At 34.2% G+C, this 26,522-nt stretch carries 22 protein-coding genes and 1 pseudogene; 6 read left to right on the plus strand and 17 right to left on the minus strand.

The genetic code is table 11. The features are described from left to right. Positions 1–43: 43 nt before the first annotated feature. The 8 genes from uidA to ER639_RS10500 all read right to left on the minus strand — a co-directional run bounded on the left by uidA (position 44) and on the right by ER639_RS10500 (position 9,851). The gene (gene uidA / locus ER639_RS10465; RefSeq protein WP_129065740.1) at positions 44–1,831 is read right to left on the minus strand and encodes a beta-glucuronidase; all 1,788 of its coding nucleotides are present in this window, start codon (positions 1,829–1,831) and stop codon (positions 44–46) included. A gap of 17 nt (positions 1,832–1,848) precedes the next feature. Next, entirely contained in the window at positions 1,849–2,697 is an 849-nt protein-coding gene (locus tag ER639_RS10470) for an SDR family oxidoreductase (RefSeq protein ID WP_129065741.1), read from the minus strand. Beyond that, entirely contained in the window at positions 2,694–3,749 is a 1,056-nt protein-coding gene (gene uxuA, locus ER639_RS10475) for a mannonate dehydratase (protein WP_129065742.1), read from the minus strand. Before uxuA ends, ER639_RS10470 begins: the two co-directional genes overlap by 4 nt. 12 nt (positions 3,750–3,761) lie before the next feature. Then, positions 3,762–5,159, minus strand: coding sequence for a glucuronate isomerase (uxaC, locus tag ER639_RS10480; protein ID WP_129065743.1), 1,398 nt, complete (start codon positions 5,157–5,159; stop codon positions 3,762–3,764). A 12-nt stretch (positions 5,160–5,171) separates the two neighbouring features. Continuing rightward, positions 5,172–6,587: a glycoside-pentoside-hexuronide (GPH):cation symporter gene (locus tag ER639_RS10485; protein WP_129065744.1), complete on the minus strand. Its 1,416-nt coding sequence runs from the start codon at positions 6,585–6,587 to the stop codon at positions 5,172–5,174. Between the two features lie 16 nt (positions 6,588–6,603). Beyond that, the gene (locus tag ER639_RS10490) at positions 6,604–7,611 is read right to left on the minus strand and encodes a sugar kinase (protein ID WP_129065745.1); all 1,008 of its coding nucleotides are present in this window, start codon (positions 7,609–7,611) and stop codon (positions 6,604–6,606) included. A gap of 4 nt (positions 7,612–7,615) precedes the next feature. Then, positions 7,616–8,254, minus strand: coding sequence for a bifunctional 2-keto-4-hydroxyglutarate aldolase/2-keto-3-deoxy-6-phosphogluconate aldolase (locus ER639_RS10495; protein ID WP_129065746.1), 639 nt, complete (start codon positions 8,252–8,254; stop codon positions 7,616–7,618). Between the two features lie 385 nt (positions 8,255–8,639). Then, a complete protein-coding gene (locus tag ER639_RS10500; RefSeq protein ID WP_129065747.1) occupies positions 8,640–9,851 on the minus strand; it encodes a helix-turn-helix domain-containing protein in 1,212 nt (403 codons plus the stop codon). A gap of 54 nt (positions 9,852–9,905) precedes the next feature. Between ER639_RS10500 and ER639_RS10505 the strand changes: the two genes are divergently transcribed. The 4 genes from ER639_RS10505 to ER639_RS10520 all read left to right on the plus strand — a co-directional run bounded on the left by ER639_RS10505 (position 9,906) and on the right by ER639_RS10520 (position 13,542). Beyond that, positions 9,906–10,751: an HAD family hydrolase gene (locus ER639_RS10505; protein WP_129065748.1), complete on the plus strand. Its 846-nt coding sequence runs from the start codon at positions 9,906–9,908 to the stop codon at positions 10,749–10,751. Positions 10,752–10,753: 2 nt separating this feature from the next. Next, entirely contained in the window at positions 10,754–12,478 is a 1,725-nt protein-coding gene (locus ER639_RS10510) for a glycoside hydrolase family 3 protein (RefSeq protein ID WP_129065749.1), read from the plus strand. Positions 12,479–12,714: 236 nt separating this feature from the next. Next, entirely contained in the window at positions 12,715–13,113 is a 399-nt protein-coding gene (locus tag ER639_RS10515) for a hypothetical protein (RefSeq protein ID WP_129065750.1), read from the plus strand. 18 nt (positions 13,114–13,131) lie between these two features. Next, entirely contained in the window at positions 13,132–13,542 is a 411-nt protein-coding gene (locus ER639_RS10520) for a hypothetical protein (protein WP_129065751.1), read from the plus strand. A 450-nt stretch (positions 13,543–13,992) separates the two neighbouring features. Here the strand turns inward: ER639_RS10520 and ER639_RS10525 are convergent, their stop codons facing one another. The 4 genes from ER639_RS10525 to ER639_RS10540 form a co-directional block, all read right to left on the minus strand. Next, positions 13,993–14,937, minus strand: coding sequence for a PfkB family carbohydrate kinase (locus ER639_RS10525; RefSeq protein WP_240664056.1), 945 nt, complete (start codon positions 14,935–14,937; stop codon positions 13,993–13,995). 656 nt (positions 14,938–15,593) lie between these two features. Further along, positions 15,594–16,631, minus strand: coding sequence for a hypothetical protein (locus tag ER639_RS10530; protein ID WP_129065752.1), 1,038 nt, complete (start codon positions 16,629–16,631; stop codon positions 15,594–15,596). Positions 16,632–16,793: 162 nt separating this feature from the next. Then, on the minus strand, positions 16,794–17,642 hold the full coding sequence (locus ER639_RS10535; RefSeq protein ID WP_129065753.1) for a glycerophosphodiester phosphodiesterase family protein: 849 nt from the start codon (positions 17,640–17,642) through the stop codon (positions 16,794–16,796). Positions 17,643–17,901: 259 nt separating this feature from the next. Beyond that, positions 17,902–19,020: a glycerate kinase family protein gene (locus tag ER639_RS10540; protein WP_129065754.1), complete on the minus strand. Its 1,119-nt coding sequence runs from the start codon at positions 19,018–19,020 to the stop codon at positions 17,902–17,904. An 89-nt stretch (positions 19,021–19,109) separates the two neighbouring features. Between ER639_RS10540 and ER639_RS10545 the strand changes: the two genes are divergently transcribed. Beyond that, positions 19,110–19,496, plus strand: a complete 387-nt coding sequence (locus ER639_RS10545) for a hypothetical protein (protein ID WP_129065755.1) — start codon at positions 19,110–19,112, stop codon at positions 19,494–19,496. 53 nt (positions 19,497–19,549) lie between these two features. Here the strand turns inward: ER639_RS10545 and ER639_RS10550 are convergent. The 5 genes and pseudogenes from ER639_RS10550 to glmS all read right to left on the minus strand — a co-directional run. Then, a pseudogene (locus tag ER639_RS10550) lies at positions 19,550–19,789 on the minus strand (oleate hydratase); the annotation flags it as partial. A 21-nt stretch (positions 19,790–19,810) separates the two neighbouring features. Then, entirely contained in the window at positions 19,811–20,656 is an 846-nt protein-coding gene (locus ER639_RS10555; protein WP_164993429.1) for a glycerophosphodiester phosphodiesterase family protein, read from the minus strand. A 235-nt stretch (positions 20,657–20,891) separates the two neighbouring features. Continuing rightward, positions 20,892–21,572 carry a DUF805 domain-containing protein gene (locus ER639_RS10560; RefSeq protein ID WP_129065758.1) on the minus strand — a complete coding sequence of 227 codons (681 nt, stop codon included), beginning with the start codon at positions 21,570–21,572 and terminating at the stop codon, positions 20,892–20,894. A gap of 31 nt (positions 21,573–21,603) precedes the next feature. Then, positions 21,604–22,476, minus strand: coding sequence for a helix-turn-helix transcriptional regulator (locus ER639_RS10565; protein WP_129065759.1), 873 nt, complete (start codon positions 22,474–22,476; stop codon positions 21,604–21,606). A 292-nt stretch (positions 22,477–22,768) separates the two neighbouring features. Continuing rightward, complete coding sequence (gene glmS / locus ER639_RS10570; RefSeq protein WP_129065760.1) at positions 22,769–24,571, minus strand: glutamine--fructose-6-phosphate transaminase (isomerizing); 1,803 nt, start codon at positions 24,569–24,571, stop codon at positions 22,769–22,771. 460 nt (positions 24,572–25,031) lie between these two features. Between glmS and ER639_RS10575 the strand changes: the two genes are divergently transcribed. Beyond that, complete coding sequence (locus ER639_RS10575) at positions 25,032–26,507, plus strand: PTS mannitol transporter subunit IIBC (protein ID WP_129065761.1); 1,476 nt, start codon at positions 25,032–25,034, stop codon at positions 26,505–26,507. Positions 26,508–26,522: the final 15 nt, after the last annotated feature.

The following is a 26,522-nucleotide window of genomic DNA, read 5'->3' on the forward strand; positions in this document are numbered from 1 at the left end:
ATACGCGCCAATTCATCATACGATGTGGCGCGTATTTTTATATTTAGTTTCTTTTATAACCGAAATCAGGGATGCTTTCCCATCTTTCTTTTAAGTAATGTGCGACGGCTTTTGGTTTTCTATCGCGTGTGAAGATACCTTTCTTATTACCTTGTACACGAATGTAGCCATTGCCTGTTTCAAAGTCTGCAAAGTTCCATGTTTGTTCTCCGACAAAGTGTGGGTATTGATCGACCACTTCATGGTTTGCTTTATAGTAATTGACTTGGTATTCTTCTGTAAACATAATGTCATCGATTGCATGGTAACCAGGAATGGTATCTGCACCATACTCTGTAAACATAATTGGTTTACCTGGTTGACGTTTTGTCCATTCGTCGAGTTCTCGTTTTAATGCAATTTTTGCCGCTTCTAAATCACCTGATTGTGTATACCAACCGTAATATCTATTCAAGCACAATACATCTACCAAATCTTGTACTTCACAGTTTTCTGGTTGTGCCATTAAGATAGTTACAATGGTTACAGGACGTTTTTGCGGATCGAGTGATTTTGCGAGTTTCACGTAGGGTTCAAAGTACGCTTTCGCTCCTGCTTCATTTGATGCGGGTTCATTCGCGATTGACCACATCACAACAGATGGATGGTTTTTATCTCTCGCAATCAATTCACGGATGACTTGTTCATGTGCATCATGTGTTTTGATACCTTCCCATGTGTTCACTGAAGCTGTGCCACCTAATGATACTAAGAAGTTCAAATGTACACCGACTGCTGTTGTTTCATCGATTACGACAATTCCTTGTGCATCCGCTAGGCGCATCATTTCTTCTGAGTATGGATAGTGTGCGGTTCTAAATGAGTTCGCACCAATCCATTTCATTAAGTTGAAATCCATCACATTTGCAACTTCGTTTAACCCTCGTCCATTATAATATGTATCTTCATGTTTACCGAAGCCTTTGAAGTAGAATGGTTTGTTGTTGATTAAAAATTGTCCGTCCTTCACTTCTACAGTACGAATACCGAATGGTTCGATGTATTCATCAACTAATGTGCCATCTTTAATTAATGATACTTTCAGTTGATACATATATCCTTCAAGGGGTTGCCATAACTTTGGTGATTCGATTGTGATTTGTCCTTGCTCTTTGTCATGTGTTGCTACAACTTGGTCTTCTTTATCTAACACTTCGATGTGATATTGTACGCCTTGATCACTTGTTTCTATTGTGTAATCGATAATCCCTTTACCATCCACGATAGAAGGAACAATCGTGATGTCTTTAATGTATGTCTTAGGTGTTGTATAAATTTTGACTGGTCGATGTAAGCCGGCATAGTTGAAGAAGTCAAAGTTCGGTAAATTTTTCTTAACAGTTTTACCGTCAATCATTTCTTCTGTGTAGTTTCCTACAGGTAAAGTTGTATGATCTAAAATGTTATTCACAGACACGGTTAAACGATGTTTACCTGGTTGAAGATCATTTAACTCAACTTCAAATGGTAAGAAGCCACCTTTATGACGTACGACTTCTTTGCCATCCACATATACCACTGCTTCATGTGTTGCTGAACCGAATCGTAATACTAAGCGTTCATTTTGAAATAATGGTGAAATGATGAATGATCGTTCATACCAAACTGTTCCAACATGGTTTCTAATGTCTGCTAGAATCGATTGGTCATTGTAAGACCCTGGTACTGCGATAATTTTATCTGTTTCTAATGGTTTCGTTGGATCAATTGTTTGTTCATTTTCTAATTCAAACTGCCAAATACCATTTAAATCGATTAAGTTTCTCGTTGTTGTTTGAATTGGATATAACATATGTATTCCTCCTCTTATTAAACACCTGAATATGCGTGGAATCCACCGTCTACAGGTAATACAACACCATTCACAAAGCTTGATGCTTGTTTAGATACTAAGAATAATAATGCACCGATTAATTCTTCTGGTTCACCGAATCGATTCATAGGTGTCGCTGCTAAGATTTTCTCAGTACGTGGTGTATTTGTACCATCTTCATTTTTAAGTAATGCTCTGTTTTGATCTGTTAATAAAAATCCTGGTGCAATGGCATTCACACGTACGTTTGTATTTGCTAAATACACGCTTAACCATTCAGTAAAGTTACTTACTGCTGATTTCGCACCACTGTATGCTGGAATTTTAGTTAGTGGTGTAAATGCGTTCATTGATGAGATATTAATGATGGTTGCATCTTCTAATCCGACCATATCTTGACCGAATACTTGTGATGGTAAGAAGGTACCTAAAAAGTTTAAGTCGAATACAAAGCCTACACCTTTTTCATCAAGGTCAAAGAATGATTTCATCTTTGCTTGTGTGCTTTCAGGTGTGTAATATTCATCATCTGTTGTTGCAGATGGGTGATTCCCACCTGCACCATTGATTAAAATGTCTACTTTGCCATATTTTTCGTTGATTTCTTTTCTAGCTGCTTCTAATTGCGCTTTATCTGTAACACTTGCGACAACTGATAATGCCTCTCCGCCTGCTACTTTAATTTCTTCTGCTAACTTTTCTGCTGGTTCTGCACTTATTCCTAAAATGACAACATTTGCACCGCATTCAGCTAATGCACGTGACATATATGAACCAATCACACCTGCACCACCAGTTACTACGGCTGTTTTACCTTTTAAGTCCACTTGAAATGGTAACATTATTTTTCCCCTCCGTTACTTTTCTTCACTGCTTCGTATAAACCGTTTAAGTAAGTCGCACCTAATGCACGGTCGTATAAGCCGTAACCTGGTTTCCCTGTTTCTCCCCAAATCATGCGACCATGGTCAGGACGAATTGGTCCTTCGTAACCGAAGCTGTGCATTGCTTTTACGACTTCATACATATCGATTGAGCCCGCTTCTGATAAGTGTGCTGATTCTTGGAATGATTTGTCGCCTACTAATTTCACATTACGTGCATGCACAAAGTTAACTCTGTCTTTTTTACCGAAGTATTCAAGCATTTCCGGGAAATTATTGTTTCTATCTGCACCTAATGATCCTGAACACATTGTTAAGCCGTTGTATTTTGAATCATATAAGTTGATAAAGCGTTCCAAGTTTTCTTTATTTGTAATGATACGTGGTAAACCAAAGATGTTCCAAGGTGGATCATCCGGATGGATTGCCATCAGAACGTCTTCATCGGCTGCTACCGGTATAATTTTCTTAATGAAGTATTCTAGGTTTTCCCATAATTTTTCTTCGTCTACTTGTTTGTAATCATCGAATAAAGATTGTAAATCTTCTTTTGTATAACTTGAATCCCAACCTGGTAATGCTAATTCACCACTTAATGGGTCCATTTTCGCAATATCATTTTCATCGTAAATTAATGCTGTTGAACCGTCTGGTAATTCATAGTCTAATTTTGAACGTGTCCAGTCAAAGATTGGCATAAAGTTATAACATACAACTTTAATCCCTGCTTTACCTAAGTTACGTAATGTTTCACAGTAGTTCTCGATGTATTTGTCTCTTGTTGGTTTACCTAATTTAATATCTTCATGCACAGGCACAGATTCAATGACTGAAAGTTCTAATCCTGCTGCTTCGATTGTTGATTTTAGTTCGTTAATTTTTTCTAATGGCCAAACTTCTCCAACTGGAATATCATAAATTGCTGATACGATACCTTTCATACCAGGAATCTGGCGAATATATTCTAATGAAATCGGGTCATCTTTCCCGTACCATCTAAATGTCATTTTCATAACGAGTTCCTCCTAAATTAATTTAAAGTAGTTGTAAGCATTGTTGTAACAAATATTTTTAATCATTCTTTCTAATAAAACATCGTCATTTGGGACTTCTCCTAATTCAACGAGTTGTCCGATATGTGTACATAAAATGCGTCTGAAGTAGTCATGTCTTGAGTAAGATAAGAAACTTCTAGAGTCTGTTAACATACCGACAAAATGCATGAGCATTCCTTGATCTGATAAAGATGCCATTTGATTCAACATGCCGCGTTTTGTATCGTTGAACCACCATCCAGCACCGTGCTGAACTTTACTTTTCACACCAGGTGCTTGGAAGTTGGCGATCGTTGTTGTGACGATATCGTTATAAATTGGATTTAAGTTATACAATATGGTCTTAGGTAATTTGTCTTCAGTTGCCAACATATTTAAGATGTTATTTAAATGATAAGCAACATTGCTTTGATCATTAATTGAGTCATATCCTGTATCTCTTCCTAAAGCTTTGAATTGACGCGTATTGTTGTTGCGAATCGCACCGAAATGAATTTGCATTGTCCAGTCAAGTTCATGATACTTTTTGCCTAAATTAAACAATAAGTAAGTTTGTAATTGACCCATTTCTTGATGTGAGATACTTTCGTTGTTCAATGCTTTTTTGAAGATACTTTGAATCGCTTCTTCTGTATAAGTTTGATAGTTCAATTCACCAATACCATGGTCAGCAAGTTTTGAGCCTTTACTATGGAAGTAGTCAATTCTTTTGTGTAATGCTTCAATGAATGCATCAGCCGTTGTAATTGGGTGGGTGATTGCTTCTAAACTTTCAACAAATGCTTTGAATGATGGCTCTTGAATATTAAATGCATCATCTGGACGAAATGCAGGTAATACTGCTGCTGATAATGATTGTGATTTAATTGCATCATGTTCTTCTAAATGATTTAACGGGCCATCTGTTGTACAAATTAATTTAACGTTAGATTGTTGAATCAACGATTGTGTTGTAACATGATTGTCTTTTAAATATTGATTTGCTTGATGATAAATGGCTTCCGCATTTTCTTTAGTAAGTAATTCATCGATGCCGAAGTACATTTTTAATTCTAATTGTGACCAATGGTAAAGTGGATTACCGATTGCATTCTCTAATGTTTCAGCCCATTTGATAAACTTTTCAAGCGGTGCTGCACTTCCTGTGATATATTGTTCTTCAATACCTTGTGCACGCATTGCACGCCATTTGTAATGGTCGCCACCTAACCAAAGTTCTGTAATGTTATCAAAGTGATGATTATCTCGAATTAACTTTGGATCTAAATGACAGTGGTAATCATAAATCGGCATGTCTTTTGCATAATCATGATATAAATGCTTTGCTGTTTCATTTTGTAACATGAAATCTTTATGAATAAAACTCATGTAATTTCCTCCTTAATGTAATTCGTCTCGAAGTGCAAGTTCACTAACAATTTGTTTATGACGTTTATCTGTTAATTTATATAAGAATAAGAAGAGCAATAATGCCACTAAACAAAGTCCTGCTGGTAACAGGAAGTAAATTCCTCTTAATCCTTCTAAAGTACTTTCAGTTTGCTGTTGATTAGGTTGATACCCAATGACTGCTAACATTATCCCCGGAATGAAACCAGCTAAAGCTTGTGATACTTTACGTGTAAAGCTATAGCTTGAGTAAATAATACCTTCCGTTCTTACACCTGATTTCCATTGACCATACTCAACAACATCTGCGATAAATGCCCATGTCACAGTGTTCGGTATTACAAAGAAGAAACTTGATAATGCATTGAGTGTTAAGAATAAAGTTACATTGTCCCCTGACAGGAAGAAGTTTAGTATTTCAAATACAATGAACCCTGCCACCCCGATTAATGCTGTTGTTTTTTTGCCATATTTTTTGCTTAATTGCGTTGTTAAGAATAATGCCGGAATCAGTACAATGAAATTCACTAAACTAACAAAGCCAACTAGTGTTTCTTTTCCTAAAATGTATTGGAAATAGTACAGTTGTGTTGATTGCTTTAAGAACATTGCAGTAATAGTAAGTAATGTGTATGTTGCAAGTACTGCAAATGGTCCGTTCTTCACTAAATTCATAAATGCTTTTCTACCAACACCATGTTCGCCTTCTTTCTTCTCGCGAATAATGACATGGCGTTCTTTAACACCTCTTACACATAATAAATGGAATATGACACCTGCAGCTGATAATGCACCTACAACTACCGGGTACCCAATCGCAGGGTTATCAAAGTGCTTAACTAATGGAATTAACGATATACCAGTAACAAAAAGTGCTGATTGTGATCCAAAATTACGGAAGACAGATAATTGTGTTCTATCATCAGAATTTAATGTCATAGATGCCGATAATGATCCATAAGGAATATTTACAAATGAATAGGCAACGTTGAAAATTAAGTATGTTGCAAATGCCCAGATGACTTTTCCAGTGTCACTAAAGTCTGGTGATAAGAATGACACTGTGGTTAATATTGCGAGTGGCACCGTTCCATATAAAATGAATGGTTTAAATTTACCGAGTTTTCCTATTTTCGTACGTGAATCAACATACGTTCCTACACCTGTATCAACAAATGCGTCAAATAATTTTGCAACTAAAAATATTATCCCACCATAAACTGAAGATATACCGAGTACATCTGTATAAAATTTAAGTAAGAAAATCATACCTAAGTCAAACATCAGTCCATTACCAAAATCACCAAAACCATATGATAATTTCTCCATAAACTTTAACTTTGGTTCATTAATGTGTTCGAAACTTTCTTCTTTTCTTGTCTTAACTGATTCTAGGGTTTTTGTCATAATGAAAACCTCTTTCTTATCGATTAATTTCTTTATTGTTGTTTGAAATAGATCGAATTGTCTCTGGATGAATAAATTGATAATCTCCTCGAACAGTATGTTTGTAAATCATATTATTGATACCAAAATCAATGGTAGCTTGTAGGTCACTTTCACGAATCAGCTGATAAATCACACCAGCTGTGAATGCATCTCCAGTGCCAACTCGATCTAATATTTTTGTATCGTAACTTTTTGTTTCTAATATTTTATTGCCATCTGATATAAATCCTTGTAAGCGGTTACTTGAGCTGTTAAAAATTTTTCTTTGGGTGTAAGCAATGTACTTCACATCATACGTTTCATGAATTTTTTTAAGAATCGGTTGCAATGTTTCTGGTGATTCAAATCTTGATAAATTGTCTTTTATTTCTTGACCATATGCATTGAGTAGAGTTACGGGTTCATAACCAAACAGTACGTCGACATATGATAGTAACTCAGACATTTTGATTCTTGCTTGATGAAAGTCCCATAAGCTTGCACGATAATTTAAATCACAACTCACTGTAATGCCTCGTGCTTTTGCAAATTTTAAGATTTGTTGTATCAATTTATACAGTTGATCATTCACTGCACAACTGATGCCTGTAAAGTGAAACCATGTGACGTTTTGAAATGCTTTTTCTAAATCAAAATCTTCTAACATCAACGTTGAAAATACTGAATGATTTCTATCATATATGACTTTTGATGGTCTATATTCAAAGCCTTCTTCAACAAAATAACTCCCAATGCGACCTTCTTTTTGAATGATTTCTGTCGTATTGACGTCATATTTTTTTAATTTTCGAATGGCTTTCTCACCGAAATCATTGTTAGGTAAACCGGTCATAAAGGATGTCTGTAAACCAAAGCCTGAAAGCATGATGGCCACATTGGCTTCAGCACCTCCAAAACTGATATTCAGTTGATTGGTTTCTCTTAATAATTGATGATCAGGTGCCGTTAAACGCATCATGATTTCTCCGAAAGTTAAAAACATAACATCACCCTTTTATTTTTTCGTATTGTGTTACAAATCGTTTTGTATTTTCAATGATGATTTCATCTTTTCCGTCTTTTGCACCTTTTTGTAATGCACTACCGATACCAATTGCAAATGCACCATTGTTGTACCATTCATGCATATTCTCAATAGATACACCACCTGATGGCATCAGTTCTACTTGAGGGATTGGTCCGTGCACATCTTTAATAAATGAAGCACCTAATAAGTTACCTGGGAATAATTTCACCACGTCTGCTCCCGTTTTTAAAGCTTGTACAATTTCAGTAACAGAGCCACAACCCGGTAAATAAGGAATCGCATTTAAGTTACACATCGTTGCAATCTCTTTATCAAAATGAGGTGAAACGATGTATTTCGCACCACTTTGAATCGCGATACTTGCTGTCGTTGTATCCATTACTGTACCAGCGCCAATTAATAAGCGCGGATCTTCTTTTTGATTGAAATATTGAATGACTGAAACGGCATTTGGTGTTGTAAAGGTAATTTCAATGTTATATATGCCACCTTTAATGATTTGTTCTATCATATCGATTGCATCTTGTTCACTTTTACCTCTGATGACCGCTACAAGATAATTTTGATGAAGTTGATTCAATATCGTCATCTTTTTCATTCATGTTCCTCCTTTTAATTTTTTGTTTTTGTCTCCCAACTCAACCTCATTATAAAATTTGCAGCGAATTCTTCAATTTAAATTTAAAAAGTTTGTGAAATTCCAAATTTTATTGCCAAATAAAAGAAAAAAGACAAACGATGAAAACGCTTTAATACCAACGTTTATCGCTTATCTTTTTCAAGATGAATCATATTTAGTTTGTGAAAGATTTTCGTCACACATGCAGAAAAAATTGCTGATTTTCCATAAATTTTATAAATATATTTAACTTTTTATAACAATATTATACTAGATTGCGAAGTTTGTGAAAAAAATCGCAAATTATTTCTGTAAATCATTGTTTACTCTATTTGCTTTGCCTATAATCAAGGTGTGTTAAGGCTTACATTTTTCCAATTTGTTTCTTGTATTGCAATGGCGTTTGACCAGTAAATGCTTTGAAACACTTTGTAAAATAGCTTTGGCTTTTAAATCCTACATAGGTATATACATCAGATAACGGCATTGCAGTTCTTTCTAATAACTCAATGGATTTCTTAATACGCATATGATTGATAAAGTCAGAAATGGATTGATTAAGTTCTCGATTAAAGACTTTTGACAAATACGTATTTGAGACTTTCGTATATTCTGCCAACTCCTGCAATGTTAATGGTTTATCTAGATTTAATTCTATGTATTGAATCACTTTACTTACTATAGGAGAGTAATGCATCGCTTGTGCTCGATTTGCAAGCTCTGTATATTCTATTACTAATGATTTTGCGATTTCATCAAGTTCTTGATATGTAAGTGCATCATCAATTTGTCTTGCATATCTCGCAGAAACTTCATCAATGATCAGTACATTAGCACCTGATTTTTCTAGTGCTTTTCTACTAATCACATTTAAAACGTATGTTTTATAGCGTGCATTGTTGATGTCATTTTTCGTACGTTTCATACCAGAAACAAGCAATTGCATTTCAGCATGTAATTGATATGCCGCTTCAACGTCTCCCTTTTCAATGGCAATCAGCAGCTGATTTTCAATATTATAACGATGTTCAACGAGCGATAATTCATACTCATACTGTTGTTGATGATCAATTTGTGCTTCAATGACGCGATGAAATTTAAATGCAACGGATTCTACATCAAATAATTTCTTTTTACCTGTAATGAACTTTGTGGCCAAACGGCATAATGTTAATGCTTTCTTATATTGGCACAAAGGTACTTGTAATAAATATTGCTTTAAACTCAATAATTTAGAAATCGGTAAATTAGAGGCTTGCAGCATTTCATGACATGTCTTTTCACTTGGTCGTTGCTCTAAAAATGGCCCAATCACAATAATAGACTGTAATGCTTTATGCTTAAACATTAAATAATGCACATCAAAATGATTTTTATAATGATAAATCGTTTGCGGTCGCATTTCTTGCACGAACGATTCAACATTTTCTTGATATTGTTTCGAACGCGTATTTGTAAATGGTGTTGACAACATACGTTTCAATTTATTAATTTGAGACAGTTTAAACTCTGTTAATTGAACACCAATTAAATGCATTGCGTTTTCTTGCATAATAGATACAACGTCGTATTTCATGAAATCACCTCTAACTTATTGTACATGAAATTAAATTTGAAAGGACAATGAAATATGATTACAAATTTAAAAAACTACAAACCAACGCATCCATTTCTAGTATGTGTAGATTCGGATGGTTGTGCAATAGATACAATGAATATTAAACACATCGAAGTCTTCGGACCGATGATCGTAAAAGAATGGCAATTAGAAGCACACGAAAAAGCCATTTTAGAACGTTGGAATGCATTCAATTTGTATGAAATCACACGTGGTATTAATCGCTTCAAAGGTTTAGAAAAAATGCTCACAGAATTACATGAATTAGGCATTGCCATTGAAGGTTACGACAGCATTAAACGTTGGACAGATACAACGAATGAATTCTCAAATGAAAGTTTAATGCGTGAAATTGAAATATACCCAGAAGAAATTGGTCTAAAAAAGGCATTAAACTGGTCAAATGAAGTGAATAAAAAAATTAAAGCATTACCTGATGCAAAAATCTTTGACAATGTGAAAGCAACATTAGAGAAAATTTCAAAACATGCGGATATTGCGATTGTTTCATCAGCGAACCTTGCAGCGGTAGAACATGAATGGACAATCAATGGCTTAACACCATATTTAACAGGTATCTTTGCACAAGATTCAGGAACAAAAGCACACTGTTTAAAGTCATTACGTCAACATTATGAACATACACATATGATTATGCTTGGCGATGCATTAGGTGATTATGAAGCAGCACAACAAAACGACGTATGCTTTTATCCAATATTAGCGAATCATGAATCAACTTCATGGAAAGCTTTCAATGAAACATATTTAGACAAATTTTTATCTCAAAGTTTAACAGCAGAGGATCAAAGCAATTTATTCAACGAATTCAAAAATAACTTAAACGGAGGACAATAATCATGGCATTAGTAGACTTAAAAGCAAAACCATATCAATTAAACCAAGAACAAATCGATTGGGTTGAACATACATTAGGTAAATTAACAGACGAAGAAAAAATCGGACAACTTTTCTTTAACTTATTCATGTTAAACGGTAAAGATTACAACAATACACAATTAACAAACCAAGACATTTTAAATAAATATCATATTGGTGGTGCCCGTTATGAAGGTGGTACTAAAGAAGATGTTCAAAACTTATTAAATGAATTACAAACGCATAGTAAAATTCCTGTACTTGTGGCAGCAAACTGTGATTCAGGTGGTAATGGTGCATGTAAAGACGGTACCTATATTGCAAGTGCGGCACAATGTGAAGCGGCTCAAGATACAAGAGTTGCTTACAATGCAGGATTGGTTGCAGCAAGAGAATCAAGTGCATTAGGTGTACATATCAACTTTGACCCTTGTGTGGACATTTTACAAAACTGGCGCAATACAATCGTAAATACGCGTGCATATGGTACAAACGCAGAAACAGTGATTAAATATACTAATGCGTATATCGATGGCTTTAACGCAGAACGCGATATGATTACATGTATTAAACATTTCCCGGGTGATGGCACAGAAGAACGCGACCAACATTTAGTATTAGGCGTTAATGAATTAAGTGTTGAAGATTGGAACAATAGCTTCCGTAAAGTCTATGAAAACCATATTGAACGTGGCGTTCAAATGATGATGGCAGGACATATTGCATTACCTGAATATCAAAAACACATTAATCCATCATTAGAAGACAAAGACATTTTACCAGCAACATTATCAAAAGAATTGATTACAGATTTATTGAAAGAAGAATTAAACTTTAATGGCTTGGTCGTAACAGATGCATCACATATGTTAGGAATGACAGCAGCAATGCGTCGTGAAGACTACGTGCCACTTGCAATTGCAGCAGGTTGTGATATGTTCTTATTCTTTAACGACTTAGAAGAAGACTTCAACTTTATGTTGAATGGTTATAAAAATGGCGTGATTACTGAAGAACGTTTAAACGATGCTGTAAGACGTATATTAGGATTAAAAGCACAACTTAACTTACACAAAAGACAACAAGAAGGCACATTATTAATGCCTGAAAGTGCATTACAAGTCATCGGACAACCAGAACATTTAGAAATGCAAAAAGAAGCAGCAGATCTAGGTATTACATTAGTTAAAAATACATTAGATGAATTACCAATCACACCAGAAAAACATAAACGCATTCGTTTATACATGATCGAAAACAGTGAAAAAGATGGTATTTATCAATCAGACAGTACAGTTACCGCAAATATCATTAAAGAATTAGAAAGCAGAGGCTTTGAAGTGACATTAAATGACGGCTCAACACGTGTCAAAGGTAAAACATTAGATTACCGTAAAGAAGTCGATGCAGCTATCGTTATAGCAAACATCGTTGGTTATGCCGCACAAAACAACTATCGTATCCAATGGTCAACAGCCATGAGTAATGAAATTCCTTGGTTCGTTTATGAAGTACCAACAGTATTTGCATCATTAAACTTCACAACACACCTACACGATGCAACAATGGTGAAAGCGTACATTAATGCTTATCATTCAAATCCAACAACGATTAAAGCATTAGTTGATAAAATTACAGGTGTGAGCGAATTTAAAGGTGTACCAAACGACAACGTTTGGACAGAAAAATGGCAAGCAAAATTATAAGAATATGAAATACGCGCCAATCCATCTTGTGATTGGCGCGTATTTTTTAACAAACTTCTAGAAACATTAGTACAAATTAAAAACTAATTATACTCCAAATAATTCAAGTTATATTTTAGTAATCATTTTGATTCGTATGTTCATGCGTTTTCCATTATGATACAATTGAGAAAAAATGGGAGTCATATTGTTGCTAATCAAGCGCTTAAATAAATATACATTTAAGGAGTGGTCGAATGAAGAAGTTAAGTAGAAACACTATACTTAGTATCATTATCTCAGTATTATTTATTGGATTTTTAACTTATTTATTTGCTACAAATCAAATTCATTGGCAATTTTTTGTTCTTACAATATGCTATTTTGAATTATCTGTTTACTTTAGTATTATTCGAAATGAACGATTACGCTTAGATAAAACAATGCCCTATGATGCGAAAACTTTAAATTTATTGAGCATTGAAGCATATGGATACATCTTTTCTAGTATCATCTTTGCAGTGTTGTTCTTCCTTCAAGTTAATAGAGAATCTTTAGAGATGATATTTAGCTACACAATATTTACTATATTAATCATTACATTTATAAAAGGACTAGTACTCAGATCTGAATTATCGAGACGTCGTCATATTTAAACACTTAGGAGAAATTAAATGAAAACATTAAAAGATAGTATTATCCTCAATACCATATTCTTTATATTATTTAGCGCATTTTTAATTTATTTATTGTTGACTGGACAGATTGATTGGATATTATTTTTAGTCACAGAAGTTTTTATGGGAAGCATGACTTATATAGAAATCATTAGAAAGAAAAGAGAACTTTTAGATGAAAATCAATCAAGTCACAATGAATCTATGAAATTGCTTAATATTGAAGCACGTGGTTATGTCGTTGGAAGTAGTATATTTATTTTATTATTTTTATCGATCATTCTGTGGGATAAAAAAGATATGTTTATCGCATACCCATTACTCGGAAGCGCGATTGGCGGATTGCTTCGTGGTTTCTACTTAAGCACGGAATTGTATAGACGTCGTGAAAATTTACCAAAAAGATAAACACTCAAATCCTAGTTTGAGTGTTTTTTTGTGGGATTTTAATTCTGCTAAGGTGTGATAGGTTGTCGAAATATCTATTATAATGTCCGATAACTATATGTTTTTCGGACATTTCAACATGTTATTCGCTATATATTCAGTCCAAATGTCCGAAAATACTACCCTTTTCGGACATTTCAACTTGATATTCGCCATATATTCAATCCAAATGTCCGATAACTACACCCTTTTCGGACATTTCAACTTGATATTCACCATATATTTTGTCCAAATGTCCGATAACACCATCTTTTTCGGACATTTCAATTTGATATTCGCTATATATTCAGCTCAAATGTCCGATAACACCACCCTTTTCGGACATTTCAACACACAATCCACTCTATATTCAATCCAAATGTCCGATAACTACACCTTTTTCGGACATTTCATCTAGCCATATCATCTTATCTACAATAATGCTTTCAATTTCTCAAATGTCTCTTTTCCAAGCTGAACACCTTGAACGCCAACGACTTTACCTGAAACTTGATTGCCAAATGCAATAGCATCAATCATATCGTTGCCAATAGATAAACTTGCCAATACGCCACCGACATGTGAATCTCCTGCACCTATTGTATCTACTACTGTAGCTTTTGATGTTGAAACATACGTCAACTGTCCATCATAATAAAGTGCGCCTTGTTCACCAAGTGTCACGATGACTTTATTGTTTGTTTTCTCATACATTTTGACAACCGCTTCTTCGACCGTATGTGTGTCTGTTAATGTCATGACTTCACTATCATTCAAATGTACAACGGGGTTAAGTTGATATACATTTTCCAACTTCGATGTTTCTATTAAATGGCCTCTTGGTCCTGGGCAAAAAATAATTTCTGCCTTTATTCCTTTGAGTGTTTCAATGATTTTATCACCGTCACGTTCCTCGATTTCTAAACCACATATATAAACATAACGATATTCATCTAAATCCAAATGCTTTAACCATTCCGGATTAAACGTATATTCAACACCGTGATGTGAGATAAAAGTTCTTTCGCCACCTGTTTCTACAAAACAATAGCAACAACCATTTGCTTCATCAACTGTTATTTCAGGGACTATTCCCGTTTCTTTTAATGATTGTTTTACAAAATCACCGTACATCCCTGTACCTACAGGTGAAATGAAAGTATACGGCGCTTCTAAATGATGCAATACATTCACCACATTATAAGCACACCCACCTACACTCATCACTTGTTCTTTTACATGCACATCACCTTTAGTCGTCGGCAATTGATCAACATAAATCATAATGTCACAAACCGTTGATCCTATTACAAGTACTTTTTCCATCATGTCACCTTCATTCGTTTTCTTAAACATAATATAGCTGATTTTACCCATAAAAAATAGCCCTACAATAAGTAGGACTATTTGATATTTTTTCTTTTGTAAAGTGCTTAATATTCGTGAACACTTATAAGTAGAGTATTTTTACACTTAAATGTTAATGTAACATACTTGTAAATGCAAACGATAAATCGTAATGATTCTTTATTAAATCTCATTACAATGTTATATTTTAAATAAGAATATTATAATGGGAGTGTTTTAATGTCATTCTATAATAAAATGTGCCTTGCCATCTTATCATTGATTACTTTGATTTGTATCTTCATGTCAGTATCTTATGCAAAGAATGATCAATATTTATATATACTCGAACCTGTTGGGATGTTACTCTTTGTTATTTATTACTGGCTATCTTCGGTAATAGACTATGGTAACCCCCGTAGAAATAATTTTGCCTTCGATAGAAAAAAGCTAAATATCCGTTTAATCATTAGTATTGTTGCATTAATTGTCTTTTTAGGTCTCGGTGTAGCTACTTTTAATTTAGACATTAGTCTATACGTGAAACTCACTTTTTTGGTTACTATTTTGTTTGCTGTTTTCGACATCTATATTATTTTCAAAGACAACAAAAAAGCAAAAAGCAATGGAAAATAGTCCTACAACGCGTAGGACTATTTTTGATTTGCTATGGACTTAAACAAAAATTAACTACCATAAATGACTGAGTTAACCATATACTTTTTACCAACCACTTCAGTATGTACTTCTATATTCTTATAATAATATGTTTTTTGATTCACTTTTGTTTTGCCATCCATATAGCTAGTAGTTTCAACTTTTTTAGCTTTTCCTAATACTTTTTCAATGCTTGAAAATGGTACTTTCATGTTGCTGTAATCAAATAAAATGTTCGTTAAACGATATTGTTCGTCACATTTAGGTGCTTCATAATACATTTCTACCCAATCCATATCGCCATATGCTTGTACTAATGCTTGATGCACTGGTATTAATGTATTGAGTTCATGATTGCTATATCCAACCAACTTCTTAACTGATGCTGGTGATGCCCCTAATTTAACGCCACTTATTTGATATTTCTTCTGAGTCATTGCCTTTAAATCTTTAGATGATAATGGCTTTGTTTTTAATTTAGTCAGTTTTCCTGTACTCGATTTGTACTCAGATGTTGAAGATTCAATGCCATAGTGAATCTCTTGCGCAATCCATACACCTTTTACTTTCTTATAGGATACTGCAGTATGCTTACCATAAGATAAAAACTTCGTAGATTTCGTTGTCATATCTGTACGTGTTGATTTTCCTAAAGATTGCTCAATTGTACCTTGAGATATTTTCGATTTAACACCTACTTCGAAGATCATTTCTTGCCCTTTTAAATTTTGTAATTTTTCGTTACGATTTTTTGAATACATCACAACTGTAAAATCACCATAATTCATTTGACCTAATGTCCCATAACTTGCTCGCTCAACAGTAATTTCGCCAGGCTGTCCAAATGAACGAAGTGCTTTCGAATAACTGTCAGCGTACTTGTAGCCTTTAAAAACAAATTGACCTTTTTTCATTTGAGTTAAAGTTGTCTTACTCTTAAAGTTAGGCAACTTAACAAGCTTAGTATTTTGATCCACACATCTCGAAGCAGCTTCAGCTGGTGTTGCACTATAATAAGTCCCAGTAATACTTGTAATTAACAATGTTGATACTATTAATTTCTTCATAAATCCACCTCTAATTGTATTTGTTCCCATTATATCATTAAAATTTTTATAACCATACAAGTTTTCAAAAATATGTATGTAAATTTTATATACTAATATCGTAAAAACAGCCTTAATATACAACAAAAAAAACGCAGTGGAAATTAGTCCACTGCGTCTTCATTATCTCAATGAATTCAATAATTGTGGGTTATTAGAATAAATACCATGAACACCATATTTCATCATACGTTTCATGTCACGTTCTTTGTCTACTGTATAAGGCATCACTGTAAAGCCAAATCGTTTTAGTCTATTTACTTTCGCTTGTGTTGTCTCTCTATAATCGATAGAAATCATATCTGCATACTTACGAATATTTCTTAATTCTTGATCTGTTAATTTCTTATATTCTTTATTCCATACAGAATATGTCATTGGCAGTCCAGGTGCAAGTTTTTGTAATTTCTTTAACCCTTGTGGTGAGAAAGATTCAATAACAATTGAACGGTTATTATAACTGCTCGCATTTAACATACCATTACGTTTTAATACTTTATAAACCGCTTCTTCCATACCCTTATTCTTCTCAGGCGTTTTCATTTCAATAAAAATACGTGCTTTACCTTTATAGCGTTTTAACACTTCATCAAGCGTTGGGATTTTTTGATTCACATACGCTGGATTTGCTCTTTTTGGATACTTTTCATTAAACCAGCTACCAGCATCTAAACGTTTCAATTCCTTTAACGTCTTGTCCTTCACATTCCCTGTACCGTTCGTTGTTCTATCTAACGTTGGATCATGAAAAGCAACAATTTGCTTGTCTTTCGTCATTTGTAAATCTAATTCAATCACTTCTGACTTTCTACTTAAACCTAAATCAAATGCTGCTATCGTATGTTCAGGTGCATAGTACGAATCTCCACGATGTGCGATTGTAAATACGTTCGATTCGGCCTCTGTCGTTAACACATCAACTGATAAAACCACTAATGTCCCTAAAAAAATCCCTGTAAATTTTCTTTTCATTCGCTCGTTAGTCTCCTTGTATGAGTGATTAATTTTTGAAAAAATAAATCAGTTACTACAGCTATAAAATCAATTTACAGTTTTATTGTATGCTTATTTTATTAAAGGGAGTTGAATGTTTGTTGAAGTATTCTTGAAGTTGTTTGGACGAATTATAAAGTGTTTTAAGAAATGGTGAATATATAATCAAAATGTGAGATTACCTTTACAAATGGATTTAAATATAAATGATTTACAGAAAGAAAAAGCGTTTAGAACATTATCGTTCTAAACGCTTTATCATATGGCATGTGTTCTGAGTGCTTTCTTGTATCAATTTACTAGCATTGTGCATGGCTTCTTGTAATGTCATCGGATGCGTCATGATACTTTGCACACTTATAAAATCATCTAGCAATGACAAATAATCTTTACCTAAACTTCCTGAAATTAAGATTGGCTTTACACCAAATGCATTGGCGCGCTTTGCAATGACGGATGGCAACTTGCCGTATGCTGTTTGAAAATCGCTCATCCCTTCACCTGTGATTAAATAATCTGCATCTTGTAAATGTTGATCTACTTTTAGTAAATCAATGATATATGCCGCGCCTGGCATCATATTTGCGCCTAACATTAATAAGCCGTAACCAATGCCACCAGCAGCACCAGCACCTTGTGTTTGAATATGATGTTGTTCGATTGTTTCTTCAAGCAAACCACTATAATGTTCAATATTTAGTTCGAACATCTTCAATTCATCATCATTAATCCCTTTTTGTTTACCGAAAGTATAAGTAGCACCATTTTCTCCTATTAAAGGATTATTCACATCACTGATCAATTGAATTTCAATAGATTGTAACTTCGGATTTAATTGGGATACATCCACATGGGTGATTTCATTTAAATTACCACCATTCACTTGAATAACTTCATTTCCACGGAAATATTGAACGCCTAACGCTTCAAGTAATCCAGCTCCACCATCATTCGTTAAGCTACCACCAAGACCAACTAATATCCTTTTAAACCCTATATCCATTAACTGACCAATCACATCACCAACACCGTAACTTGTTGCGAGATGTGGATTTCTTTCTTTTGAGACCTCCATACCGATAATACTTGCTACTTCAATCACTGCGGTATGTGCATCAATCACGCCATAGTGTGTTTCAATCGGCCTTAAATACATATCCACTGTGTTTAATGAACGACGTTCCCCATTCAATCCATTGACCAACGCATTAACCGTACCCTCACCACCATCCGCAAGCGGTAATAACACTACCTCATCATTAGGAAATACATTCATTATTCCCAATTTCATCGCCTCAGCGACACGTTCAGCAGATAAACACTCCTTATAACTATCCGGTGCAACAATAAATTTCATACAATCACCTCAAAGCTATTTTATCAGAAAAAGATTGACGATATTCTATCGCACAGTATAATTTAACTAAAACCTATTGGAGGTAATTAATGAAACCATTTCAAATTTTTGTCGCTTCATTTTTCGGTTTATTCATTGCTTACTCACTTGTGTCAGTCGGAAAAGTTTATTTTGAGAGTGGTTCAGTGAGTACTTTGTTAATATTGATGAGTACAACAGTCGTTGCTAACTATGTCTTTTATTTAATTAGCGTATTCGAAAATAACCAGCAAACAGGATATAAATCATATGCTCCTACTTTCAAGAAGAGCTTTACATTCATTAGCACAATGATATTAATCATTTGTACTTTAATCATGATAAGTCTTCTTTTCGCTAATGATATTAGCAGTAGTGAAGTGATTGTTATCTGCATCATGTTTTTGTTTACTGGTATTTATTTATTCCGCCTCTTTAAAACTAAGAAATCACACTAAAAGCCGCCATTTTGGACGGCTTCTTTTTATACTAATCCTGCTTCTTGTAACAGTTATTCGATATATGTATTTTTCACTTTTTTCATTGCTTGTTTTTCAATAAGTTTTTTAAATCTTGGCATTTCTAATTCATCAATTTTCTTACCATCATTTAATACGTTCATTGCATATAATAATTTACGAATATCATAGCTTGATGCATACACTTCAGGTACACCACGATCGACATTTAATAAGCGATACACGGCTTCCATTGCTGTACGTACTGAGTATTCTGTAGTGAATACTGTATCGCATCAAAATGTCTTATTTAATTATTTCGTATTCCTTACTTTTAAATGAAGTGATGGACGATTTGTAAATATGCCATTTACGCCATATTGATGCATTCTAATCATATCCGCTTTCTTATCAACTGTATATGTCGACACAATAAAACCTTTTTTCTTAAATCTACTAACTTTATGAGCACTCACATCGCGATAATCAAAAGCAATATGATTTGCATATTTACGAATACTTGTAATTTTACTATCCGATAACTTGTCTAAATCGCCACTATAAACTAAATAAAGCATAGATAGTTTTGGTGCAAGCGTCTTTAATTTTTTTAAAGAAGACTCATTAAATGATTCTATCACAATATTTTCACGCTTTAACCTAGTACTTGAAAGCATACCATTTCGTTTTAAACTTCTGTACATTTCTTCAACCATACCAGGATTTGTCTCAGGATTCTTCATTTCAACATAAATTTTTGCTTTATCTTTATATCGTGCAAGTATTTCATCAAGTGTTCTTAATTTCTCACCTTTAAACGATTTTGAAGTACGCGTCGGATAAGCTTTATTAAACCAACTACCAGCGTCCAATTTCTTTAACTGCTTTAAAGTCTTATCTTTAATATAGCCCTTTCCATTTGTTGTACGATCAATCGTTTTATCATGAAATGCTACAAGTTTTCTATCTTTTGTAAAACGAACATCTAACTCAATCACTTCTGCTTTACGCTTCACACCAAGATCAAACGCAGCAAAAGTATGTTCAGGTGCATAATAACTATCCCCTCTATGTGCAATCGTAAATATAGAATCTGCTTCTTGTGCTTGTATAGTAACAATCAATCCGATAATAGATGCTAAAACCAATATTTTTTTCATATGTCTCTCCATTACAATTATGTTTATTTAATATTAAAAATAGATTTATTCGTAATTTAATTTATCATTATTTTGTATTTAAAAATCCATTTATTACAACATTATAATACACTCTATTTAATGATAAAATAAGTAGTCATTGAAATAAATGTAATTATTTCATATAACTTGTTAATGGTTGCATAGAATTTCCAATCAAACTGTCAAAATAAAATAAGAGCGGCGTTTGCCACTCTTATTTTCTATCGTCATATCCGTTATGTTGTTGATTGTTTTCTTGAATATATCCATTATCCATTGGCTGATTTGGATAGCCTTGGTTTGGTTGTCCATAATAATTCTGATATGGTGCTACGTAATTTGGATCCAGATATTTTGGGCTGTTGCCCCATTTATTTACGCCTGGTTGTGAGTCTTTTATAAAGACGATTAATTGATAAATCCCAATACCAATAAGTGCTAGGGAGAATAATCCCATCATTAAAATAACACCTGTTGGCAATGTTTCTGTTTCCCCACTCATCATGACCATAATATTCATTACAGTTGAGAAAACAAATCCTATAATCATTGGTGCAAGCATAAATAACAGCATCCACCAACCACTTTTTCCTACGTCATGTAATCGTCTGATTGACGATGATAATGTCGGAAAGAATGTTGCTAATCCAAATAAAATCATGAGTAAATATATAATTGGTGCGATAAAGAAAAATGGGCTGATGTTATTTTCTGTTGATGTTGCAAGTGTTGGGATAGCAATTGCCATCATAATCACAATACATAGGAATACAATGATTTGGTTAAATAATACAGGTCCCCAATACTCTTTTCTTCTAGCTCGACCGGTAAAGTTAAATGCATTTTTCCAATAACGTTTATACGCCTCAAACATACTCATTTCTTGTTCGTTCATTTTTCCATCCTCCAACTATTATAGTGATTTATTATAATTCATCAAATCCTAAATTCGTAGGTTCCAGTGGTAATAAATGAATATGATGTGTTTCTGTTGTCGTTTCAATGGCTTCATCTACTTCTTCAACTTTAAATCCATCAACCCAAACACTTCCGTTGCCATATAATAAGACGCCGAAATTAATGACTGCACTGTCTGTTGGTACATCTAAAACGTTTTGATAATAGTTCCAATCCTTCGTCCCTGTTACTTGTCTATTTTGCATATTATCAAACTGTAATACGCGATTCTCAATATTATCAATACGCGTCCATATCGCTGCACGTGTTGCGTCTTTTGACTTTAAATAGCATGAAACACGTATACGTTTTCCTTTGTAATGCTCTGCTTGGAATTGTTGCATTAATGTCCCAAACATCTCATCACTATTCTCGTGTGTTGCACCTAGATATCCTGATTGATTACCTGAATGAAAGACTTTACTGTCTGTTTTAATTTCAAAATGCTCAGGGTGAGAGCCACTTAAGAACCATCCTTTAACATCATTCTCTTCATAATCATCTTCAATGATTAATAAACTGCGCATCGTATTGCGATATTTCCCAGGTGGTAATTTGTATAGATCTTTGAAGCTTCGTGAAAAAGCTTCCTGTGATTGGAAATGATATTTCACAGCAATATCAATGATTGGTTCATTCGTATGAATCAAATCACTCGCAGCAAGTGATAATTTACGATTTCTCACGTATTCTCCAATTGAAGTGCCTGTTTCTTTTTTAAATTGTCTTGTTAAATAAAACTTTGAATAGCCTATTTCCACAGCATAATCATCTAGATCTAAATCTTCTGATATATGCGTTTCTAAATAAGTAATAATATCATTAACGATTTGACTGTACATCGTATTTCACCCCATAAACTAGAATAACCATTTATAGCATGACATACTTGATAAAATTTGTCATTTTATAATACATAAAAACAAAAAAATCCGAGCCTAATGGCTCGGATTTATAATTTCAGTATCTCACTCGCAAGTTCGATAATCAGCGGAACAAAAGCAGCAACTTTTATTCAAACGGCGTCTCTCTTGCAGACACTTGGTAAACTTCAGAAATCCTTTCGAAATCAAAGAACGATTTCTTTGGATTTCTTCCAGTTTACTCGTGTCTGAACGCAAGTTCGACTGCCTCTTATTCTACTGTTACTGATTTTGCTAAGTTACGTGGTTTATCTACGTCACAACCACGGTGTAATGCTGCATAGTATGCGATTAATTGTGTTGTTACTACTGATACTAATGGTGCTAACATTTCGTGTACGTGTGGTACTACGTATGTGTCACCTTCAGCTTCTAAACCTTCCATTGAGATGATACATGGGTTCGCTCCACGTGCTACTACTTCTTTCACATTACCGCGAATTGATAAGTTCACGTTTTCTTGTGTTGCTAATGCGATAACAGGTGTACCTTCTTCGATTAACGCGATTGTACCGTGTTTTAATTCTCCACCCGCAAATCCTTCTGCTTGGATGTAAGAGATTTCTTTTAATTTTAATGAACCTTCAACACCTACATAGTAGTCCATACCACGTCCGATGAAGAATGCGTTACGTGTTGTTGATAAGAAATCTTTAGCGATTTGTTCCATTGTTTCAGCATCATCTACGATTGATGTGATTGCTGCTGTAACTTTTGCTAATTCAGGTAATAAATCAACACCTGTTTCGATACCAGCATCTTTAGCAACTACTTGCGCTAAGATTGATAATACTGCGATTTGTGCAGTGTACGCTTTTGTAGATGCTACTGCAATTTCTGGGCCAGCATGTAAGATTAACGTGTGGTCTGCTTCACGTGATAATGTTGAACCAGGTACGTTTGTAATTGTTAATGATGTATGACCTAAACGGTTCGTTTCAACTAACACTGCACGGCTATCTGCAGTTTCACCTGATTGTGAAATGTAGATGAATAATGGTTTTTGTGATAATAATGGCATGTTGTATACGAATTCTGATGCAACGTGTACTTCAGTTGGTACACCTGCCCATTTTTCTAAGAATTCTTTACCTACTAAACCAGCGTTGTAAGATGTACCACAAGCAACGATGTAAATACGATCTGATTCACGTACTGCTTTAACGATTGCTGGATCGATTAATAAGTTACCCGCTTCGTCTTGGTATTTTTGAATGATGTTACGCATAACACCTGGTTGTTCGTGAATTTCTTTTAACATGTAGTGCGCATAAGTACCTTTTTCGATATCAGATGCATCGATTTCAGCTTTGTAAGGAGCACGTTCGATAACGTTACCTTTAATGTCTTTAATTTCAACGTCGTCTTTAGTTACGATAACGATTTCTCCGTCATGTAATTCAACATATGTATCTGTAACTTGTAACATCGCCATTGCATCAGAAGCGATTACGTTAAAGTCTTCGCCTAAACCAACTAATAATGGTGATTTATTTTTAGCTACATAAATAACATCTGGGTTTTGTGCATCTAATAAACCTAATGCATAAGAACCGTGTAATAATTCTAATACTTTTACAAACGCAGCTTCTGTTTCTAAGCCTTGTTTAGAGAAGTATTCAACCAATTGAACGATAATTTCAGTATCTGTTTCAGATTTGAAAGTCACGTCTGATAAATATTCTTTCTTTAATTGTTCGTAGTTCTCGATAACACCGTTATGTACTAAAGTGAAACGACCAGTTTCAGATTGGTGAGGGTGAGAATTGTCATGGTTAGGCACACCGTGTGTTGCCCAACGTGTATGACCGATACCAGTTGAAGATTCAAAGCTTGCATCTACAACTTTACGTAATTCAGCAATACGACCTTTTTCTTTGTAAACACGAACATCTTCGCCATTACGTACAGCAATACCAGCTGAATCATAACCACGGTATTCTAATTTTTCTAACCCTTTTAAAAGAATTTCCTTTGCGTCACTTGTTCCAATATAACCTACGATACCACACATAAATAAAGTCCTCCTGTGAATCATGTACATATTCTTAATATAAGTGAGTACATGTTCATAATTATTTTATTTTGTGCTTTCGTTAATGCTTTTGTTCAAAGGATCGCTCCTAAGTTTTGTTCATTAACTAACGAATCAGCTACATCCGTGATGGCATCCGCCGAAGTTTCGATAACCATCTTCCTCGTCAACAGTTTCCTGTTCTGGCGCTATTTTATTAAATTATCACTACCCTCACTTTCTATTAAACTTCACTCATTGTACTATAATTCAGTCATTTCTTACAATAATATTCCATAAAAAATGTATCGGAAAGTGAAATAAAATAACAACATGCACGGTTTTGTCATGAATGACTATGACAAAGTTGAATGAAGTATGAATTGTATGCGCTTTAATTTGGGCTTATGATTAAGGTGTCTTAAATAATTAATGTTTATTAAAAAAAGGAGTGTTATAAATGGCAGAACAAAAAAGTGGCGTTCAACGTAAAGTTCAAGCGTTCGGTTCTTTCTTAAGTAGTATGGTAATGCCGAATATCCCAATCTTCATCGCTTGGGGATTCTTAACAGCTTTATTTATTGATGTAGGTTGGTTCCCTAACAAAGGATTAGCAACAATGGTAGGACCTACAATTCAATATTTAATTCCAATCATGATTGCATTCATGGGTGGTAAACTTGTACATGACGTACGTGGTGGTGTCGTTGGTGCAGCTGCAACAATGGGTATCATCGCAGCATTCCAACAACCAATGTTACTTGGTGCAATGATTGTTGGTCCATTAACTGCTTGGTTAATGAAGAAATTTGACAATGCAGTACAACCAAGAATTAAAACTGGTTTTGAAATGTTAGTGAATAACTTCTCTGCTGGTTTCTTAGCTTTAGGTATGATGATTGCTTCATACTTGTGGTTATCTCCAATCGTAGGTTGGATCATGAAAATATTAGGTGAAGGCGTTAAGTTCTTAGTACATAACCATGTATTACCTTTAACTTCATTATTAATCGAACCTGCAAAGGTATTATTCTTAAACAATGCAATTAACCACGGTGTGTTAACACCACTTGGAACAGAACAAGCTACTGAAGTTGGTAAATCGATTTTATTCACTTTAGAATCTAACCCTGGTCCTGGTTTAGGTATCTTATTAGCTTACATGTTATTTGGTAAAGGTACAGCAAAAGCTACTGCTCCTGGTGCTGTATTAATTCACTTCTTGGGTGGTATTCATGAAATATACTTCCCATATGTATTAATGAAACCTGCAATGATTATCGCAGCTATCGCTGGTGGTATGACTGGCGTTGCTTACTTCTCAATGGTTGATTTTGGTTTACAATCACCAGCAGCACCTGGTTCAATCTTAGCTTATGCTGCTGTTACACCTAAAGGGCAACACATTCATATGATTATCGGCGTATTACTTGCCGCTTTAGTATCATTCGTAGTTGGTTCTTTAATCTTAAAATTCTCTAAAGATAAAGAAAGTAGCGATGATTTAGCTGCTGCTACTGCAAAAATGGAAGAAACTAAAGGTAAAAAATCTTCTGTTGCTGGTGCTTTAGTTAAAGAAGATACTACTGAAGCTTCTGAAGATGCATTATTAGATAAATATGCAACTGAAGATGTTAATGCGCATGACTACTCTAAAGTTAAAAAAGTTATATTCGCTTGTGATGCTGGTATGGGTTCATCTGCGATGGGTGCAGGTATGATGCGTAATAAATTCAAAAAAGCAGGTATCAACTTAGATGTTACAAACACAGCAATCAACCAATTACCTAGCGATGTGGATTTAGTTATCACTCAAAAAGTATTAACTGATCGCGCTATCAAACAAGTACCAAATGCAATTCACATTTCTGTAGATAATTTCTTAAACTCACCTCGTTATGATGAGTTAATTGAGAACTTGAAAAAGTATCAATAATTAGACAAACAAACA

It is taken from the genome of Macrococcus sp. DPC7161 (assembly GCF_004117835.1).
Lineage (GTDB): Bacteria > Bacillota > Bacilli > Staphylococcales > Staphylococcaceae > SDSC01.